Origin of the sequence: Methylobacter marinus A45 (assembly GCF_000383855.1) — a bacterium.
GTDB lineage: Bacteria > Pseudomonadota > Gammaproteobacteria > Methylococcales > Methylomonadaceae > Methylobacter > Methylobacter marinus.
Genome location: NZ_KB912877.1, coordinates 376,739 through 396,372, shown reverse-complemented (window position 1 = coordinate 396,372; position 19,634 = coordinate 376,739). Strand labels below are relative to the sequence as shown.

The following is a 19,634-nucleotide window of genomic DNA, read 5'->3' as shown; positions in this document are numbered from 1 at the left end:
GCCGGCATTTGACGGCTGTCTGGGGGCTATGCGCTACTGCTGTATTTGCCAGGCGAGTTCTTCATCGGCTTTCAGCGGCGTGATCGATAGCGAATGCTCGCCATAGGCCGCCGGTACTTTCCAGGGGGTTTTCACCAGCGTGACGACGTCCAAATTTCTCGGCAAACGGTAAAAATCGGCGCCGTGGAAACTCGCAAAACCTTCCAGTTTATCCAATGCGTCGGCCCGTTCGAAGACTTCGGCATACAGTTCCAGCGCGGCATGGGCGCTGTAACAGCCCGCGCAGCCGCAAGCGGCTTCCTTCAGCGAGGTCGGATGCGGGGCGCTGTCCGTGCCCAGGAAGAATTTCGGATTGCCGCTGGTGGCGGCGGCAACCAAGGCCTGGCGATGGTGCTCGCGTTTGATGATCGGCAGGCAGTAATGATGCGGACGTATGCCGCCGGCCAGCAGGGCGTTGCGGTTGAACATCAAATGCTGCGGCGTGATGGTGGCGGCAATGCGCGCGCCGGCCGACTGCACAAACTGCACGGCTTCCGCCGTTGTTACATGCTCGACTACGATGCGCAGTTCCGGGAAGTTTCTGCTGATATCGGTCAGGGTGGTGTCGACGAATACCTGCTCCCGGTCGAAGATGTCACATGCCTCGTCAGTAACTTCGCCATGGATCAGCAAAGGCATGTCGTGCTTTTCCAGGGCCGCCAGCAGCGGGTAGGCGGCCTTGATATCACTAATGCCGGCATCGGAATGGGTTGTGGCGCCGGCCGGATACAGCTTGAACGCTTGTACATGCTCGCATTCCGCGGCTTTGCTGATTTCAGACGCACTCGTCGAGCCAGTCAAATAAAGCGTCATCAGCGGCGTAAAATTCAGACCGACGGGCACGGCCTGCAGAATTTCCTCCCGATAAGACAGGGCCTGTGCCACGGTCGTCACGGGCGGCTTCAGGTTGGGCATGATGATGGCACGGGCAAATTGCCTGGCGGTATGAGGCATGACGGTTTTTAAAATCGCGCCGGTTCTGACATGCAAATGCCAGTCGTCAGGTCGTGTGATGGTTAATTTTTTCATTATGCGGGTTATTCTTCTGTAAAATAGGCAGGTATTTTATAGGAAGGACCTTGAAAATCTAACATAGTCCCCTATTTTGGGTATTATTTTTTTGTTATCGGAGGGGCTAATGCCAATTTACGAATATCAATGTCAAGCATGCGGTCATGAACACGAGGCGTTGCAAAAACTCAGCGACGAGCCATTAATTCACTGCCCGGCCTGTAGTCAACCTGAGCTGATGAAAAAGATCTCAGCGGCCGGGTTCCGGTTAAAAGGCGGCGGCTGGTATGAGACTGACTTCAAAAGCGGTACCAAGAAAAACATAGCGGGCGAAAGCAGCAGCTCCAGTACCACTACCAGCTCTCCAGGCTCAGCGAGCTGCTGCGGCGGAAGCTGTAACAGCAGTCATTAGGGCTGACTTGCAACAGCCGGTTTAAGCACGTAATATCGACAACTTTTTTGGATTAACAGAGAAAACTTATGCGTACCCACAAGTGTGGAGAATTAAACAAAGAACATTTAGGGGAGGCCGTTGAATTATGCGGTTGGGTTCATCGTCGCCGGGATCATGGCGGGGTCATTTTTATTGATCTGAGAGACCGTGCCGGCCTGGTGCAGGTCGTATTTGATCCTGATTCTCCTGAAACTTTCGCCATCGCTGAAAGTGTACGCAGTGAATATGTTTTAAAGGTTGAAGGGATCGTGCGCAATCGTCCCGAAGGCACGATTAATCCGAACATGCATACCGGTGAAATTGAAGTGCTGGTCAGCAATGTGGAAGTACTGAACGAATCCGAAACACCGCCTTTCCCGGTGGAAAGCGATATCGAGGTCAACGAGGAAATGCGTCTGCGTTATCGCTACATCGATCTACGCCGCACATCCATGCAGGAAAAAATGCGCGTGCGCCGCGATGTGACGCGTACCTTGCGCAATTTCCTCGACGATAACGAATTTTTCGAGATTGAAACGCCTTATCTGACCAAGGCCACGCCGGAAGGCGCGCGCGATTACATCGTGCCCAGCCGCACGCATGAAAATGCCTTCTTTGCCTTGCCGCAGTCGCCGCAGCTTTACAAGCAAATACTGATGGTTGCCGGCATGGACCGCTACTATCAGGTTGTGCGCTGCTTCCGCGACGAGGATTTGCGCGCCGACAGACAACCTGAATTTACCCAGCTCGACATCGAAACGTCTTTCATGGATGAAAACGAGATCATGGAGGTCATGGAAGAGATGATCCGTCAGTTGTTCGCGGAAATCATCGATGTGCAACTCGATGCCACTTTCCCGCGCATGACTTATCAGGAAGCGATGTCCCGGTTCGGCGTCGACCGTCCCGATCTGCGAATTCCGCTGGAACTGGTCGATATCGCCGAGGAAATGAAAGCGGTCGATTTCAAAGTCTTCTCGGGTCCTGCCAACGATCCCAACGGTCGTGTCGTGGCCTTGCGCCTGCCTAACGGCGGCGATCTGAGCCGCAAGGATATCGAGGACTTGACCAAATACGTCGGTATATACGGCGCCAAGGGTCTGGCTTATATCAAAGTCAACGACCGCAATGGCGGCATCGACGGCCTGCAGTCGCCGATCGTCAAATTCGCACCGGCCGAAGTCTGGGAGCAAGTGCTGACCAAGACCGGCGCTCAGACCGGCGATCTGATTTTCTTCGGCGCCGACAAGGCGCACGTCGTCAACGAAGCGATGGGAGCGCTACGGGTCAAGCTGGGCCACGATCTCAACCTACTGGAAGGCGACTGGAAGCCGGTTTGGGTGATCGATTTCCCGATGTTCGAATGGGACGACAAGAGTCAGCGCTGGAATGCCATTCACCATCCGTTCACGGCGCCCAGTTGCTCGGTCGAAGAATTGCTGGCCAACCCTGGCGCGGCGTTGTCACGCGCCTATGACCTGGTATTGAACGGCACTGAAGTCGGCGGCGGCTCGATTCGTATCAATCGAACAGCGATGCAGCAGATCGTGCTAAAGATTCTGGGCATTGACGAGGACGAGGCCAAGGAAAAATTCGGCTTCCTGCTCGAGGCGCTGAAATACGGCGCACCGCCGCACGGCGGAATGGCGTTCGGACTCGACCGCCTGGTCATGCTGATGACCGGATCGCACTCGATCCGCGATGTGATTGCCTTCCCTAAAACACAATCAGCGTCCTGTCCTTTAGTCAGTGCGCCGGCTGTCGTCGATGATGCGCAGTTGCGCGAACTGGGCATCCGGTTGCTGAAACCGGCAGTCAAGGCATCGTAAGATAAGCCTGTCCAACATTTGCTCCGCCGTAAAATATGCGGCGGAGGCAAAACTATATCGGGAAGGAAGGGTCTTAGTAAATTAAATACTTCGTTCCATCGTGTCCGTTGTGAGTTATCAAATTATTCTCTGTTAAGGTTTGTCTTTATAATGACCGATACCGCATTATCCATTCAAGATTATGCATTGCTCAGTGACGAGGAGTGCGAAGCGCGCATTGTTGCCGCCAAGGAAAAGCTGGGCAGTCGTTGTGTTGTTCTAGGTCATCATTATCAACGTGATGAGGTTTTCAAGCATGCTGACTTGACCGGCGATTCATTGAAGCTGTCCCGGGAAGCGGCCCAGTCCGACGCCGAATACATCGTGTTCTGCGGTGTACATTTCATGGCCGAAGTGGCCGACATTCTGTCCAGGCCCGAGCAGATCGCCATATTGCCGGACATGGCGGCCGGCTGTTCCATGGCGGACATGGCCAACCTGATCAAGGTGCAGAAATGCTGGCACGAGCTGGCTGAAATTCTGGATGTGGAAGCTGAAGTCACGCCCGTCACTTACATTAACTCGGCTGCCGACCTGAAAGCCTTCTGCGGCGAGCATGGCGGCATCGTCTGTACGTCGTCCAATGCCCAGAAAATCCTGGAATGGAGCTTCGCGCGCCGCGAAAAAATCCTGTTTTTCCCCGACCAGCACTTAGGCCGCAATACCGCCTACCGGATGGGTATTCCGCTGGAGGAAATGGTGGTTTGGGACTTCACCAAGCCCATGGGTGGGCTGACGGCCGAGCAAGTCCGCAATGCCAAGATGATTCTGTGGAGCGGCTATTGTTCCGTGCACCAGGCGTTCCAGCCGGAACATGTCGATAACTTCCTGCAGCGTTATCCCGAAACGAAGGTGATTTCGCATCCGGAAGCCTGCTTTGAAGTGTGCCAGAAATCCGATTACATCGGCTCTACGGAATACATTCTCAAGACCGTGCGCGAAGCGGAGCCGAACACGCGCTGGCTGGTTGCGACGGAACTGAACCTGGTCAATCGTTTGAACGAGGAATGCAAAGCACAGGGCAAGAACGTGCATTTCATGTCGCCCATGCTGTGCATGTGTTCCACCATGTTCAGAACCGATCCGCAACATTTGGCCTGGGTTCTGGAAAATCTGGTGGAAGGCCATGTCGTCAACCGGATCTCCGTGCCTGCCGACGTGGCCAAACTGGCCAAGGAAGCCCTAGATAATATGTTAGCTATAAAATAGTTTTTATTTGATATCAGCAGTTGTAGGGTCGAATTCATTCGACCCGAAATACTCGCAAAGCTTTACTGCATAAAAAGCCGATAAATGCAGCGCATTTATCGGCTTTTTTACAGAAGATGGAGGGGCGACTTCAGTCGCTCAGAGCGGATAAATCCGCCCCTACAGAATTATTTCGAATCCTTCCACTTCTGTTTCCTGGCCAGTTTCTTCGCCGCTTTCTGCTCGCGGATAACCGCCAGTTCGGCCAGTTCCCGTTCCATCATGGCCGGCGTTTCCAGGCTGATGCGACCGATCGTGCCGGAACGCAATTCGGACAGCAGCAGTTTGGCAACCTTATCCATATCCACACGTCCGCCCGAACGCAGACAGCCGCGATTTTTGCCGATAGTTTCCATAAGCGCCTGCTCGCCGTCCGGCAGTTGCTCGATCTGATAGCGGGCCTTCAGCAGGTCGGGGTACTGTTTTAACAGATACTCGGCCGCGAAAAAGGCGATATGTTCATGATTGATGGCCGTGTCCTTGATCGCGCCCGTGGTCGCCAGCCGGTAGCCGCTGTTCCGGTTTTCGACATTGGGCCAGAGCACGCCGGGTGTATCCCACAGGACGATGCCGTTGCCGATGTCGATACGCTGCTGGGTTTTGGTGATGGCCGGTTCGTTGCCGGTCTTGGCGATAATCCGGCCGGCTAGGATATTGATCAGCGTGGACTTGCCGACATTCGGTATGCCCATGATCAGGGCTTGTATCAGCCGGCCGTTGCTGTCCCTGCCGGGCAGCATCTTGTGACACAGATCGGCGATCTGGCGCATTTTTTCGGGTTGCTCGACGGTCAACGCCAGGGTCTTGACGCCTTTTTCCCGTTCCAGATAGATTTGCCATTGCTGCGTCAGGTCCGGGTCGGCGAGATCGCTTTTGCTGAGCACCTTGATGCAGGGCTTGTCGCCGCGCAGGGTTTTCAGCATCGGATTCTCGCTGCTGAACGGAATGCGCGCATCCAGAATTTCAATGATCAGGTCAACCTGAGGCAGGATGTGTTTGATCTCTGTGCTGGCCTTGTGCATATGGCCGGGGTACCACTGAATAAGCATGATGTTTTTCAAATAGTTAGAATGCGGGTCGAGCGGCATTATAGCAGCTATAGCGTAGGGGCGCCCCGATGACAGTGCAGCAAAAATGGCTGATATTCAGTATCATGTGCAATAAAATCCCGATTGCTATTAATCATCCGTATGAAAACGACGAAAGAAACAACGATAACAAGCAGCTTTTACGCCTATTTATCAAGATTGCGCTGGATCAAGCGCTGGGGGCTCAAACGCAATGCCCATGACGAGAACGTCATGGAGCACAGCTGGGAAGTCTCCGTCATCGCGCATACGCTGGCCCTGATCAAAAACCGCTATTACGACGGTAATGTCGATGCCAATGCCGTCGCCGCCGCGTCCTTGTACCACGATATCACCGAAGTGATCACCGGTGATCTGCCGACACCGATCAAATACCACTCCGAGGAAATCAGCACGGCTTACAAGCAGATTGAAAAACAGGCCGAGAAGGAACTTCTGAATCTGTTGCCGGCGGAACTGCAGGCCGATTTTAAGACGCTGATTCATCATGACCACATGCCGGAAGAGCATGTGCGCATCATCAAGGCCGCCGACAAGATCTCAGCCTACCTCAAATGCCAGGCCGAGCTGAAAGCCGGCAACACCGAATTCGAGATGGCCGCCGAGCACCTGGCCAAAACAATCGGCGAATCCGATCAGCCCGAAGTCATGTTTTTCATGCAGGCGTTCGTGCCCAGTTGCGGACTGACCCTGGACGGCCTCATGAAAACCTACTGAGCTGGCAACATTAGGGACATACCACATGTTAAGACTCTTCCATACAGCCGACTGGCATCTCGGCCATCACCTGCACGGCGTATCGCGACACTCCGAACACCGGCAGTTCCTGGCCTGGTTGCTGCAGGCCATGCAAGACAGACAGGTTGACGCATTGATCGTCGCCGGCGACATTTTCGATACCGCCAACCCCTCGGCGCTCGCGCAGGCGCAACTTTATGAATTCCTGGTCAACGCCAGAACACGGCAGCCTCAACTGGATATCGTGCTGATCGGCGGCAATCACGACTCGGCAAGCCGGCTCGATGCGCCTTCGCCGATACTGAAAGCGCTGGGCGTGCATGTCGTCGGCGGACTGGTGCGCAAACCCGACGGAACAATCGACTGGGATCGGTTGATCGTGCCGCTGACCGATGCCAAAGGAGCCATCAAGGCCTGGTGCGGCGCCATGCCGTTTCTGCGCCATGCCGATCTGCCCGGCAATGGCGAGGCCGGCGATCCCTTGATCGCCGGCGTTAAAGACCTGTATGGACAGTTATCTGAACAGCTCCAGAAAAAGTCCGGCAACGGCGCGAGTCTGGTCCTGACCGGTCATTGCTACATGGTAGACGGCCGCGTGTCGGAACTGAGCGAGCGCAAAATCCTGGGCGGCAACCAGCACGCGCTGCCGGTCGATATATTCTCCGGCAACGTCGCCTATGTCGCCCTGGGCCATCTGCATCTGGCGCAAAAAGTCGGGCCGCACGAGCATATCCGCTACAGCGGCTCACCGATACCGCTGTCCTTCGATGAAGCCGACTATCGGCATCAAGTGCGGCAGATTGATATCGAGGCGGGGCAGGTGGAAACGGTCGCCGTTCAAATTCCGCGCGGCGTCGAGATGATCAGAATCCCTGACGGCAAGAACTTCGCGGTATTAGCCGACGTCATCGCGCAACTGGAGCGTCTGGATCTCGACCACGAACTGCCGATTGAGCAAACCCCGTTCGTGGAACTCAGAATCCGGCTCGACAAGCCGGAACCGGGCCTGCGCCAGCAGATCGAGGAAGCCATCGCCGGACTGCCGCTGCGCCTGCTGAAAATATCGACGGCCTATGGCGGCAGCCAACAAAGCCTGGCCGATGCGAATATCGAACAGCGATTGGAAGAACTGCAACCCATGGACGTTTTCCAGCGCTGCTACCAGAACCGCTACGACCAGAGTGCACCGGACAGCCTGACAGCCCTATTCAATGAACTGGTCGAAAGCGTGCAGGGAGGCGACTGATGCGCATTCTGGCGATTCGCGGCAAAAACCTGGCCAGCCTGGCCGGCGAGTTTGAGATTTCACTGGACGATGGCCCGCTCGCGCAGGTCGGCCTGTTCGCCATCACCGGTCACACCGGCGCTGGCAAGAGCACGATACTGGACGCCCTGTGTCTGGCGCTGTACGACAAAATACCGCGTCTGCCCGAAGGACACGGGTTTGCGGTCGGGCACAGGGACGAGGATGAAAACCTGCGCGTGACCAGCAACGACGTGCGCTCGATATTGCGGCGCGGCACGGCCTCGGGGTTTGCCGAGGTCGATTTTATCGGCAAGGACAAGCAGGCCTATCGGGCGCGTTGGGAAGTCAGCAAGGCGCGCGGCAAGGCGACCGGCCGGCTTCAGCCCCAGGACATCACGCTGACTCATACCGCCAGCGGCCTGCGCATAGGGCAGGGCAAAAAGAGCACGCTGGAAGCGATCAGTGAAAAAATCGACCTCAATTTCGACCAGTTCCGGCGTTCGGTGCTGCTGGCGCAGGGCGATTTTGCCGCGTTCCTGAAAGCCAAGAAAGACGAACGCTCCAATCTGCTCGAGCGCATCACCGGCACCGATATTTATTCCGAACTGTCGATCGCGGCCTTCGAGCGCGCCAAGCAGGAAAAAGAGGCGCTCAGACGCATCGAAGAGCAGTTGCAGAATCAGCTGCCGCTGGCAGAGCCCGATCGAAAAGCGTTGGAACAGGAACGCGATCAGTGCGTCGCGTTGCTGGACGATCTGGAAAAAGCGATCAACGCCAATCAGCAAACCCTCGACTGGTACACGGCGCTGAACAACCTGAAAGCGGCCGAGCAGGCGGCCGGCGAGGCCTTCGAACACAGACGGAAAGCCTGGGACGACGCCGAAGCCGATCGCCTGCTGATAGAAAAAGTCGAAGCCGCGCAACCGCTTAAAACCCTGCTAGCGCAGTATGAAGCAGCGCTGACAGAAGTCCGGGATGCGCAACAGAAACTGCAAGCCGGCGGCGAATTGCAAGAAACCGCCGAATTCAGGCTAAAGGCGGCCAAACAACAGGCAACGGTTGCCGCCGATGCCCTGCAGGCCGCCGAGAAAAACCGGCATGATGCCCAACCGCTATTGAACAAGGTCCGCGATCTGGATACCCGCATCGAGATCATGCAAGTCAATATCAACGCCTTGACTGCCGAACAAATCCGCCTCCAGGAACAGCTGGAGGATGCGCAAACGCATCATCAGCGCCTGCTGGCACAGCAGGCTGAAAAAACGGATCGATTGCAGCAGCTCAACGTCTGGCTGGACGAAAATCAGGCGTTCAAAACCATCGCGGTTGAATGGAGCCGTTGGCAAGGAGAACTGGAACGCTACCAAGTGCTGGCAGCACGCAAGATCGACTGCGAGAACAGGCTCAATACCTGCAAGGATTCGGTTGACGGCGATGAGCAGCAGCTGGCCGGGATCAAAAAAGCCATCATGGAAAGCCTGCAGGAGCAGGAACGGCAACAGGCAAGGCTCGATCCGCTGAAACAGCAGGCCGGACAGTACTCGCTTGAGGACTTGAACCGGACTAAAGACGAGCTGGAAACCAAGCGTGCGCAAGCCAGTGCAGCACTGAAGCTGGCTGAGGAAGCGAGAGGGCTGCAACAGGCCATGACGCAGGACGGCGACAGACTGGCCACTATCGGGCAGGCGCTGACCGATGCGGCCGGACAATTGGAAACGGCAATCCGCCAACAGGCCGTCAACAGCACCGCGCTCGAAGAAGCCAAAAAAGCCCTGGCCTTGATCCAGGCCGCCACGCATAAAAACGCGCAGGAATTCCGCGATCTGCTGCAGCCGGACCAACCCTGTCCCGTTTGCGGCGCCCTCAAACATCCCTGGCGTAGCCATAGTACCGTGGGCTCCCCGCTGGATGGCGCTCAGCAGGCCCGGGTCAAGGAACTGGAAAGCGAAAAAGTGGCCCTGATCAAATCGGTCGCGGGGCTTAACAACCTGATAGCCCAGAAACAGGAACAACAGACGGCGCTGGAGCAGCAAATCACTCAGACCCAGGCAAAACTGGCTGATTGCCGCAATGAGTGGAACATGTTGACCTTGCCCGACAAAACCGATCTGGCCGTTACCGATGCGGGGCTTCTACCGTGGCTGGAGCAGCAGGCCGAACAATTGATGGTCGAATGGGAGCGGATCAAACAGCAGGAGAAGCAGGCCATAGAACTGCAAAAGCAGATAAAAACGGCTCAGGACCTGTTCGATGCCGCCAAGCAGAAACAGGAAACTCTGGTCGGTCAACAGGCTGCACTCGACAGCCGTCTGGCCGAAAATAAAGCCAACCTGAAGCATTTTTACGACCAGCTTCAGGAACTGGAAATACAATGGGACGCGCAGAGCGGGCTGCTGCAGGCGCCGTTTGGCCAAATTGATGACTGGCAGTCCGATCTGGCACGCGATGCGGAGCAGTTCAGACAAAACCTGGCGTCACAGGTAGGCCAATGGCAACAGGCAGCGCAGGAGGTAGAGGCGACCACCCGAGATCTTGCCGATATCAAGCACGAGGAAAAACTCTCGGCCCAGACCCTGGAACAATGCAGAAAACTTTTCCAAGCCAAGCAGACCGACATCACACAGCAGATCGAGGGAAAACAGAAGCTGTCAGAAGAACGCAATGCCTTGCTGCCGCATGCCGAGGGTGAGACCGCAGACATCTACGAACAGGCACTGCACCGCAAGGTACAGGCTGCCAAGGCCGCGCATCAGCAGGCCAGCGATAATGCCGCCCAGGCTGAAACCGATCTGGCGACGCAGCAACAAAACCAGCGGCACTGGCGGGACGAGACCGATCGGCGCTCTGGCAATCTGGAAAAGGCGGGGAATATGCTGAATCAGGCGCTGGCAACGCAGGGCATCGACCTGGATGGCTTGAAGCCGTTGCTGGAAAAGGACGAAACCTGGCTGAGTGAGCAGAAAGCAGACCGGCTAAAGCTGGAACACGCGCTGCACGAAGCGGCCGCATTGCTGAAAGTCAAAGCGGACGACCGGCGCCGGCATGAAACCCATGCGCCCCTGGAAACCGAGGAACTCGCCCTGCAGATCGCTCAGGAATTGCGGCAGCAGCGGCAGAATCTGAATTCACAGAAAGAAGAAAAATTGATACTGCTACGCGAAGACGACAAGAAAATCATTGCCGGCAGCCATCTGAAAGCGGAGCTTGAACAGCAGCAGGAGCGCTGGCAACAATGGGAAAGCCTGAACGATCTGATCGGCTCGAAGAACGGCGCCAAATTTCGCGGCTTTGCCCAGAGCCTGACTCTGGAAGCCCTGCTGGCCCACAGTAACCGCCATCTTGAAGATTTTGCCCGGCGGTACCGGTTGCAACGCGTGCCGGGCAGCGAACTGGAACTGCAGATCATCGACCGCGACATGGCCGACGACGTGCGCAGCGTGCACAGCCTGTCCGGCGGCGAAAGCTTTCTGGTCTCGCTGGCGCTGGCGTTGGGCCTGGCCTCATTGTCCTCAAACAAAACCCAGGTTGAATCACTGTTCATTGACGAAGGCTTCGGCAGCCTGGACCCGGAAACCCTCGACATCGCCATTGCCAGCCTGGACACCCTGCAAGCCCTGGGTCGTAAAGTCGGCGTTATCTCGCATGTGCCGATACTGGTCGAAAGGATCGGCGCCAGAGTCATGGTTGAAAAGCAGGGAGGGGGGCGGAGCCGTGTTTTTGTTGAGGGGAATGGTTAAGGCGCGCCGTTAAATTGGCATTAAATACGCTGTTGTGCAGGAGTGGGATATAGGTTCTGTAAGGCTTGAATCATGAGGGTCAGGTTGCATTGATGTCGAGCACCAAGCGAAACTGACCCCCATTGATTGCCGTCAAACCAGATCGGTCTGAAGCGGTTCGGACTGCCCGGAAGAAGCGGGACATTTTGACTGCTTACCACGGGGAAGGCGAGTGAAACTCACCTCTTTACATCCAGGCTGTCTGAACTGACTATAGCATCTATCGGGTTTACTCCTGTTTGGCGAGCTGTCCCATACGGTCGGCGCGCTGGTCGGGTTCAGGGTGGGAAGACAGCATTGAATGCTCACCTCCGCTCAATTGCGCCAGTTTACGTAGCGCGCTCTCCGCCGCTTTCAGATTGCCGCCTGTTTTACGCATGAACTGCAATCCGTAATCGTCCGATTCCGTTTCCTGACTCTGGGAGTACTGGGCGTTCAAGACGGATTCCAATAGCCCGCCTAATTCCGAGGAAACAAGATTGCCAGCCATTGTTCCGCTTGCGGCCGCGCCTTTGCGGGCTCCGCTTAAGGCCAAGGCGGTACGCATTTCCTTTGCGGCATGGCCGTTTTTGATATGGCCTATTTCATGGCCAATAACAAACAGCAACTCTTCGTCATTCATTAGATCCATCAATGCCGTGTAGACACGTACAGAGCCGTCCGCCGTCGCATTGGCATTAACGCTGTCGCTGACATAAGCCTTGAAGTTGATATCCAAACCATCATAGTTGCGGTACTTATCGGTCAACCTCGCCAGCCGCTTCGCATATTTGCTCGATGCGGGAGCGACTGTTTCCTGGGATTGTTCTTCAAATAACCGCATTTGTCGCGAAGATTCTTTCACTTCTTCGTCTGTCAAAGTAGCGGCTTTTCCGAGTTCGGACGCGGCACCTATGGCACCGTCGACATCAATGCCTCCGATACTGCCTACTTGAACTCCGGGTAATCCCTGTCCTCCGCAGGCCGCTAATAACGAGCATATTCCAACTATTCCAATGACACGATTCATTATTGATTTTCCTTATTTATTCCATTGATCGGTTCTGATTTCAAGCAGTTAATATTGCTTTCAGACTTTAACTTTGATTATTCAAAAAATGGGTAAACTCATTGACTTGATGAGCATCACGCCGATAATGCTTCGAGAGAAGCTAAATGAGGTTGCCTGGAGCCCCTTTATGAAATAGAGCGCTAAGCAACCTAACGCATTTTATCATGGGAAAAATGGATTGACGACCCTGTCTTGCCAATCAGAGCAATCGCGCAATGCTTTCCTGATTCATGAACAGGACAGTTCAGCTCGCCGGCTGTTTCGGGCAGGATCAGCTCCAGGCTCGGGAAGCGGGCGCGGCGAAGCCCTGATGCCTGAACAGGGCTCCACTCCCTCAAGGCGCTCGAAGCCGACTAAGCGCTCGGCGTAGATGATAAGGTAGATTACCAGCGTGTTGTCCCGGTACAGCCGCTCCATCCGAACCAGGTACTATCCTGAGCGCCCCAGGTCGGTGATGACTCAGCTGTCGATCAGGATGAATCGCCCAGCATCAAGGTTATGATGTCGGCGACGCTCATGATCAGTTTAGTGCTATGGGCGGTGCGGAACCGGCTGGCATTCTTTCGTCCGGTCTATGGCCAAAATTTTAATGAACCTGGCCGCAATCCATAACGAAGTAGTTTTGGTTCAGGCCGGGGATAGTCTGGTGAAGTCGAGTTTTTCCGATGAGGAAAAACGGTTAACTCCGAATTTATTGGAGAGGAGGTTTTAGGTGATCATGGCTATTTTTTGGCAACCGTATTCACATCTTCAGTGGGATTCCAAGAATAGATTGAAGTATTATCCATGTAATCACACAAACGATAACAATCAGTATCGTTTTGATGTGTTTTGATGTTTCGCCATCATTATTTTCTGGTTTTGACATAATAAAATATATCCATGGTTTAATTACTGCGCCCATCTGATTCATCAGTTGTATGACTTTTATAAACGCTATAGTCATTGCCTGCAAGAAATTTGCATTATCTAAATTTGTACGATTTCAAATTTAGTGTGCAGGTTGGGTTAGGCGATAGCCGTAACCCTGCACATCGAAGCGATAAATGTACCATGAATGCCGTTAACAGAATTCGTGGGAGCGGGGTTACGCCGTGACAAACGCTTATAACGGCGCTTTAAATCGTGATTAGCCAGTATTTTCTGGGGAGATGGAATATTTTACGTTATCGCTTATCCAACCTACCGAACTTGCTTGAGGTGTTGCGAGGTTTAATATGAAATGCCCTGATTGTGGAGAAGATATTGAAATTGAAGATTGGATGGGTGACGAACCATTCGGTTGCCCTTATTGCGGAATTATCCTGCGGCTGATAACCAGCAAGGACGCTTATTCCGATGCCAACGACAAGCGGCTGGTGATTTGCGAATAAGCTGCCTGATCTTTTCGGCAATTGCAAGACGTTCAGGAAATGCTATGGCGCCGGAGACCTATTAGCCTGAGTGAATGCCACGATTTACTGGGAATGGTGTTGCCGCATGCAATCCAGAACCCAGGGCGGATAAATGAGGCGTCATCCGGTAAATGACGCCAGATGCTCAATTAAACTTAGTAATTAAGCTATGACCGAAGCAGCGACCAAACAATCGATCTATCAAAGAAAAGAGCAGGCGGGTTTCCTGGAAACTGTCGGAGTTCGTTACTACCAGTTTTTGGCCAAAAAAGCCGGTACGGCCGAGTTGCATAATGTCAGCATCGATGACTTACAGCCCGATGCAACGCTACAGGCATTATCGTCCAATATCACGGCTTTCGCGGCCGTGATCGCCTTTGCCATAGGCGCTCTGACCACATTCGTGACAATCTGGATAGAATGGACTTATCAAGCCTCGATGAGCACCACGGCCTATTATCTGCTCTATGGCTCGGCGTTAATCTTGATGCTGGTTATCGAAATGACTGTGCTGTTTTGGCTGGGTCTCAAAATTGTCTACAGCCTCGCCTGTCTAACCGGACATAACCAGGCCACCAAAGACTTTTGCCTGCCGGGTGATGATGCCGTGCCCAATATACTGGCACGTGCCGCGCTGGAAGTGCCGGATCCGATCATTCATTATTTGGGGATTGATCCGCTAAAACATTTATCCAAATCCAAAATATTTCTGGTCACGATTTTATATAAAGCCAAAGTCATACTCAGTAGTCTGGGGGTGAAATTTTTACTGGTGCGCTTTTTTGGTAAAGGCGACATACGCATGACCTTCAACTGGGTTGCCATTCCGATAACCGGTTTATGGGATGCCTTTACTTTGTATAAAGTGGCTAGGGAAGCGCGACTGCGCCTATTCGGCAACAAACTGGCCGAACATATTGCGGTGAACATCATCACCGACGAAGTGATCGCTCAACTGAGCCCTAAAGCCCGCGAAGGCTCGATCAGGGCGGTTGCGGTCATGATGGTCCTGGCGCAACATTACCATCCGAATATGTTGGTGTTGTTGCATAGGCTCTGCCTGACCTTCGAAATCGATGAGACTAAAGAATACGATAACTGGAAAGATTTTTTATCACTCCTGGATGAAATCTCCGAGCGCGAACGCTATTTTTTGCTTGATTTACTGTGTGTATCTGCCGCTTTCGACGGACATTTATCACGTTTGGAACGACACCATTTGCCAGAGGCATTCAAAGAACTGACCGAAGAATACATGCAACGCGCGGAAAAATTAAAAAATATGCTGCTGAACGGGCAGTTACATGCGGCCAAAGACTTATGCGAACTGGATTTTAATGCTGGCTAATGCCGCTTTTGATGCACTTCAGTTCCCTATGTCAGATATACTCGGCGCGGTCAGGAATGTAGAAAACGAGATGAGCAAGTAGGACGGTTTCGCGCAGCAAACCGCCATTTCAGGCAGGTCCGGTAATATCGCGGAACATCATGGCTTTAAGACTTCATTTGTTGGTGGCTTGCCAAGGCAAATCCACCTTACAAGTCATCCATCATACGGCCATGCTTATTCAGAAAATTCATGCCGGGCAAACGACTCCCACCCGTATTTTCTAATTACCTCCATACTAGGATTTTGCGTTTCAAACTCTTCTAGCAAGGTCAAAAAGCCATCGCCTACGTTACCAGCACGAGAAGGATCGAGCCATCCATATTCACATTCTTCACAATGTAAATATAACCTTTTATTAGTTACATCTTCCGTAATTATTAATCTCCCTTGGTGGCAATTTACACATACGTCATACCAATAGAATTTTTCCATTGCAACCTCTAGTTTCCTGGATACGAAGTTATAATTTTATTTGTGTCAGGTACAAGCTTTATATGGACTCCATAAAACAATTCACCTGTATCAGCAGTCTGACCGCCAGCTCTACCAGTAAGTTTGTTCATTGGAACAAATAGATTGCCTTGAGCATCGGGTTTTACCCCTAATTTCTGAGCTTGAGACCAAGCTTGGTTAGTCAAGTCAACCCCATCGCCATAAAAGACACCGTGCTGAGGCTTACCAGGATGATCAATATTGTGGAGTCGAACATGATCTTCGCGACTTTGTCCCTTGTACTTGCCTTTATCTGGAACAACAGCTTTCCAATCTAATGTACTATTTGTAGTACCCGAACAATCTTTCCCCGTCAACCCCAACGGATCAACCCAATTGACCGGATTAACCGCATACTGGAACAGATTCACGCCGCCGGCCAGCCCTATCGGATCCTGGTGGATGAATCGCCCCGCCTGGGGATCGTAATACCGGTGCAGATTGTAATGCAGCCCCGTCTCGGCATCAAAATACTGCCCCTGAAACCGCAGCGGATTATCGATGTCGGCCACATCGGCCAGTGCCAGCGAACCATAAGCCCGGTAGCGGGCCGACCAGACGATTTTGCCGGCGGCATCGGTCAGCTCGCGCGGTGTGCCCAGATGATCCAGGTGGTAGTAATAGACCTGTGAGGCCGCGCCGCCGGCCTGGTCGATGCAGGCCAAGGGCCGGAAGCCGCCGGGCTCGAACAGATAGGTCCGGCACCGCTCCGCCCGGGTTTCCTGCAACAGTCGCGCACCGTCATAGGCGAAGCGCGTCTCGCCCTCGGGCGTGACCTTGGCGATACGTCGGCCCAGCGGGTCGTAGCGGTACTGGCTGACGCCGTCGGGCGTTTCGGCCCGGATCAGGCGGTTGTCGCTGTCGTAGGCGTAGCGGGTAGTGAGTCGGCCGGCCTTGCCGCGCCGCTCTTCGGTCAGGTTGCCGGCGGCATCGTAGCGGAAGTGCCGGTCGCCCAGCAGCACCAGGCGGTCGCCTTTGACCCGGCCGCCGCCGTCCTCGTTCATGCCGATCAGGTTGCCGGCCGGGTCGTGCACGAAGCGTTCCGGTGTCAGGCCTTCGACCTGGAGCAGCCGGTCGGCGGGATCGTACAGATAGCGGCTGGCGCCCTGGCGTAGGTCGTCGACGGCGTTGAGCTTGCCGGTGGCATCGTAGCCGTAGCGGCGGCCGAGCAGGGCGGCTTTGCCCCGCAGGCCGGCTTGGTGCTGGGTCAGCCGGCCCATGGGATCGTAGGCATAGCGGCTGACCAGGTCGCCTTGCTGGCGGGCGGTTTCCAGGCCCTGCTCGTCGAACTGGTGGCGGCTGAGGATTTCGCCGTCCAGGCGGACGGTCTGCAGGCGGCCTTGGGCGTTGTAAGCATAATCGAGGCGCTGGCCGGTGGGCGTGACCGTGGCGGTGCGCCGGCCCAGGGCGTCGTATTCGTGCGCGACCGCGGCGTCGTCCTGGCTTTCGCTGATGACCTGGCCGAGGGGATTGTACTGGAACTGCAGCTGCGCGTGCCGGTTCTGGGCCTGTTGCAGGCGGCCGAGCGGATCGTAGCTGAACTCGCAGGCCGCGTTGTCCCAGCCGGTCTTTTTCAGCAGGCGCCCGAGCGGATCGCGCTCAAAGCGGCTGACCTGCCAGTCCTGGTCGCCGCGCTGGGCGTACAGGTCCAGGTTGCCTGTCGCATCGTAATGATAGCGCTGAACGCGGCCGTCGAAGCCGATCTCTTCGATCAGGTTCTCGTCCTGGTCGTAGTTGAGCTGGTAGCGTTCGCCTTGGGCGTTAGTCAGGCCGATCAGGTTGCGCTCGCTGTCGTAGTGGTAGCGCAATACCTGGCCGGCGGGGTCGCGGCGTTCGGTGATCTGCGCCAGGCCGTCGCCATAGCGGTATTCGGTCGTGCGCCCGGCGGCGTCGGTGTAGCGGGTCAGCAGGCCGGCTTCATTGTAGGCCAGCTGGACCACGGCGCCGTCGGGGCCCTGGAGGGCAGTGACGCGGCCGGCGGCGTCGTACCGGTACTGGCTGCTATGCGGGTGGTGCTTGGCGGCGATGAGCCGGTCGTCGCTGTCGTAGCGGAACTGCCGGCGGCCGCCGTCGAAGCCGATCTCGCCCGCCAGCCGCGCCTGCTCGTCCCAGAGCAGGGTGCGGGTCTGGCCCANGGCGTTGATGATCCGCGCCGGCAGGCCCTGGTCGTTGTAGGCGATGCGCGTGACGCCGCCTTGCGGGTCCCGGGTTTGGATCAGGCGGCCCCGGTCGTCGTAGTCGCGGCTCCAGGTCTGGCCCAAAGGATCGGTCAGGCCGGTCAGAAGGCCTGTGTCGCTGTAGGCCAGCTGCGTCGTGTGCCCGAGCGGGTCGGTCACGGACAGCAGCCGGCCCTCGTCGTCGTAGGCGTAGTCGGTGCGGTGGCCGGCGGCATCGGTGACGCGGCTTAACAGGTTGTGTGCGTTGTAGGCATAATGCGTGCTACGGCCTTCGGGGCTGGTCTGCCACATCAGCAGGGCATTAGCGTCGTGCTGGTATTCGCTGACGCCGCCGCGCGAGTCGATGGCGCGGCTGAGACCGCTGTCGGTCCATTCGAAGCGGTAGTCGTAGAGGCCGCGGTCGCCGTAGTTGCGCAGGCAGCGGCCGGTGGGGCGGTAGTCGTCCCACTCGAAACGGAAGTTGAAGCCGGTGGCGAGCGTGCGGCGGGTGATCATATGCTGGCGGTAGGCGTAGGTCTCGCCCTGGTCCAGTTGATTCAGCGCGGCCACCAGATCGCCGTGTTCGTCATACTGGTAGCGCACGAACGGCGTGGCGGCCAATTCCCAACCCTGCTCGCCCAAGGTGGCCGGGCCGATGGCGACGATGTGCCGGCCGTCGCGCTGGATGAGCAGGGTCTTGCCCCAGCTGGCCTTCAGGGCCTGGACCTGGCCGTGCGGGTCGTAGACCGGCTCGATGGACTGGCCGGCGGCGTTCTGCCAGCGCTGCAGGCGGCAGCGGCCGTGCTCGCCCCGGAAGAGGCGATCCGGCTGGCCGGCGCTGACCAGGCGAAAATGGCCGGCTTCNCGGTATAGGCGCAGCTGCTCCGGCAGGTTCAGGCTGTCGGAGCCGGGGTCGGGCAGCGGCAGTTCGATGGTGCGGCCTTCGCGGTCGTGGAAGGCGACGGCCGTGTCCGAGACGTCCAGCCACTCGTCCAGCGGCGTCAGCCAGCCGTGGCCCAGCTGCAGGTCGGCGGCAGACTGGCCGCTGCGGTAGAAGCGCGTCCAGGGCAGGCTCAGCGGCCCGTCCCAGGTGAAATCGGTCAGTGCCAGCAGTTCCTCGCCGGTGGCCATGCTGATCGGACAGCCGCTGGTGCAGGTGTCGGCGGCCTTCAGGGTGGGTTGGCCGGTGGCGGAGCGGCCGGTCTTGGCAGACGTTTTTGGCGCGGCCGGGCTGTCCGGCGGCTCCAGCGGGCAGCGTACGATGCTGCCGGGCGCCTGGTTGGGCAAGGCGGCGCCGGCTTGAACGGCCTGGGCCGCGCGTTGTTCGGCGCTGGCCAGATCCTCGACCTTGTCCCGCTTGTTCAGGTCGGGTAACAAGTCGCCCGCCTTGCCCAGCTTGCCGATCTGGCTGGCCGGAACCGCGCCCGTTAGCACGTACGAGGCCGTTTTCGCGTCAAACTCGGCCAGGCGGCCTTCCGCGGCGGCCTGGGCTCTCGCCGTTTTGTAACTATCCCAGGCGGAGGCGGCACCGTCTTTGATCTCGTTGAGGGTGCCGGTGGGATCATCGATGGCGTGGCCGATGCGGTTGCCGGCCTGTTGGGCGATCTCCTGGGCGGTTTCAAAGGCTTGCTCCCGGTAGGCCGGATCGGTCGCCAGGTGATAGCCGGCCTTGCCCAGATCCATGGCGCCATCGACGCCTTCCTT

The 19,634-nt window shown here is 56.2% G+C and carries 12 protein-coding genes; 7 read left to right on the top strand and 5 right to left on the bottom strand.

The window, feature by feature from the left end; translation table 11 throughout:
* Positions 1 to 33: 33 nt before the first annotated feature.
* The gene (gene pyrC, locus METMA_RS0101660; RefSeq protein ID WP_020157320.1) at positions 34 to 1,068 is read right to left on the bottom strand and encodes a dihydroorotase; all 1,035 of its coding nucleotides are present in this window, start codon (positions 1,066 to 1,068) and stop codon (positions 34 to 36) included.
* A gap of 109 nt (positions 1,069 to 1,177) precedes the next feature.
* Here pyrC and METMA_RS26165 point away from each other — a divergent pair, with 109 nt between their 5' ends.
* From METMA_RS26165 to nadA, 3 genes are all read left to right on the top strand, one after another.
* Positions 1,178 to 1,462, top strand: a complete 285-nt coding sequence (locus METMA_RS26165; RefSeq protein ID WP_027146951.1) for an FmdB family zinc ribbon protein — start codon at positions 1,178 to 1,180, stop codon at positions 1,460 to 1,462.
* A gap of 68 nt (positions 1,463 to 1,530) precedes the next feature.
* A complete protein-coding gene (aspS, locus tag METMA_RS0101650) occupies positions 1,531 to 3,312 on the top strand; it encodes an aspartate--tRNA ligase (protein WP_020157319.1) in 1,782 nt (593 codons plus the stop codon).
* Positions 3,313 to 3,462: 150 nt separating this feature from the next.
* Positions 3,463 to 4,560 carry a quinolinate synthase NadA gene (gene nadA, locus METMA_RS0101645; protein WP_020157318.1) on the top strand — a complete coding sequence of 366 codons (1,098 nt, stop codon included), beginning with the start codon at positions 3,463 to 3,465 and terminating at the stop codon, positions 4,558 to 4,560.
* Positions 4,561 to 4,727: 167 nt separating this feature from the next.
* Here the strand turns inward: nadA and ylqF are convergent, their stop codons facing one another.
* The gene (ylqF, locus tag METMA_RS0101640; RefSeq protein WP_027146950.1) at positions 4,728 to 5,648 is read right to left on the bottom strand and encodes a ribosome biogenesis GTPase YlqF; all 921 of its coding nucleotides are present in this window, start codon (positions 5,646 to 5,648) and stop codon (positions 4,728 to 4,730) included.
* 141 nt (positions 5,649 to 5,789) lie between these two features.
* On the opposite strand from ylqF, the gene yfbR reads away from it, so the two are divergent.
* Genes yfbR through METMA_RS0101625 form a run of 3 tightly spaced genes read left to right on the top strand, consistent with a single transcriptional unit; the run spans position 5,790 to position 11,408 of the window.
* Positions 5,790 to 6,404 carry a 5'-deoxynucleotidase gene (yfbR, locus tag METMA_RS0101635; RefSeq protein WP_027146949.1) on the top strand — a complete coding sequence of 205 codons (615 nt, stop codon included), beginning with the start codon at positions 5,790 to 5,792 and terminating at the stop codon, positions 6,402 to 6,404.
* A 25-nt stretch (positions 6,405 to 6,429) separates the two neighbouring features.
* The gene (locus tag METMA_RS0101630; RefSeq protein ID WP_020157314.1) at positions 6,430 to 7,671 is read left to right on the top strand and encodes an exonuclease SbcCD subunit D C-terminal domain-containing protein; all 1,242 of its coding nucleotides are present in this window, start codon (positions 6,430 to 6,432) and stop codon (positions 7,669 to 7,671) included.
* On the top strand, positions 7,671 to 11,408 hold the full coding sequence (locus tag METMA_RS0101625; RefSeq protein WP_020157313.1) for an AAA family ATPase: 3,738 nt from the start codon (positions 7,671 to 7,673) through the stop codon (positions 11,406 to 11,408). The genes METMA_RS0101630 and METMA_RS0101625 overlap by 1 nt, the downstream gene beginning before the upstream one ends.
* Before the next feature lie 268 nt (positions 11,409 to 11,676).
* Here the strand turns inward: METMA_RS0101625 and METMA_RS0101620 are convergent, their stop codons facing one another.
* Positions 11,677 to 12,456 (bottom strand): M48 family metalloprotease, encoded by a 780-nt coding sequence (locus METMA_RS0101620; RefSeq protein WP_027146948.1) that lies wholly within the window; start codon positions 12,454 to 12,456, stop codon positions 11,677 to 11,679.
* Positions 12,457 to 14,061: 1,605 nt separating this feature from the next.
* Between METMA_RS0101620 and METMA_RS0101600 the strand changes: the two genes are divergently transcribed.
* Positions 14,062 to 15,240, top strand: a complete 1,179-nt coding sequence (locus tag METMA_RS0101600) for an LBF_2804 family protein (protein WP_020157308.1) — start codon at positions 14,062 to 14,064, stop codon at positions 15,238 to 15,240.
* Between the two features lie 216 nt (positions 15,241 to 15,456).
* On the opposite strand, the gene METMA_RS26160 is transcribed toward METMA_RS0101600, so the two are convergent.
* Positions 15,457 to 15,714, bottom strand: coding sequence for a hypothetical protein (locus METMA_RS26160; RefSeq protein WP_084254068.1), 258 nt, complete (start codon positions 15,712 to 15,714; stop codon positions 15,457 to 15,459).
* An 8-nt stretch (positions 15,715 to 15,722) separates the two neighbouring features.
* On the bottom strand, positions 15,723 to 19,613 hold the full coding sequence (locus METMA_RS0101585) for an RHS repeat-associated core domain-containing protein (RefSeq protein ID WP_456297452.1): 3,891 nt from the start codon (positions 19,611 to 19,613) through the stop codon (positions 15,723 to 15,725).
* Positions 19,614 to 19,634: the final 21 nt, after the last annotated feature.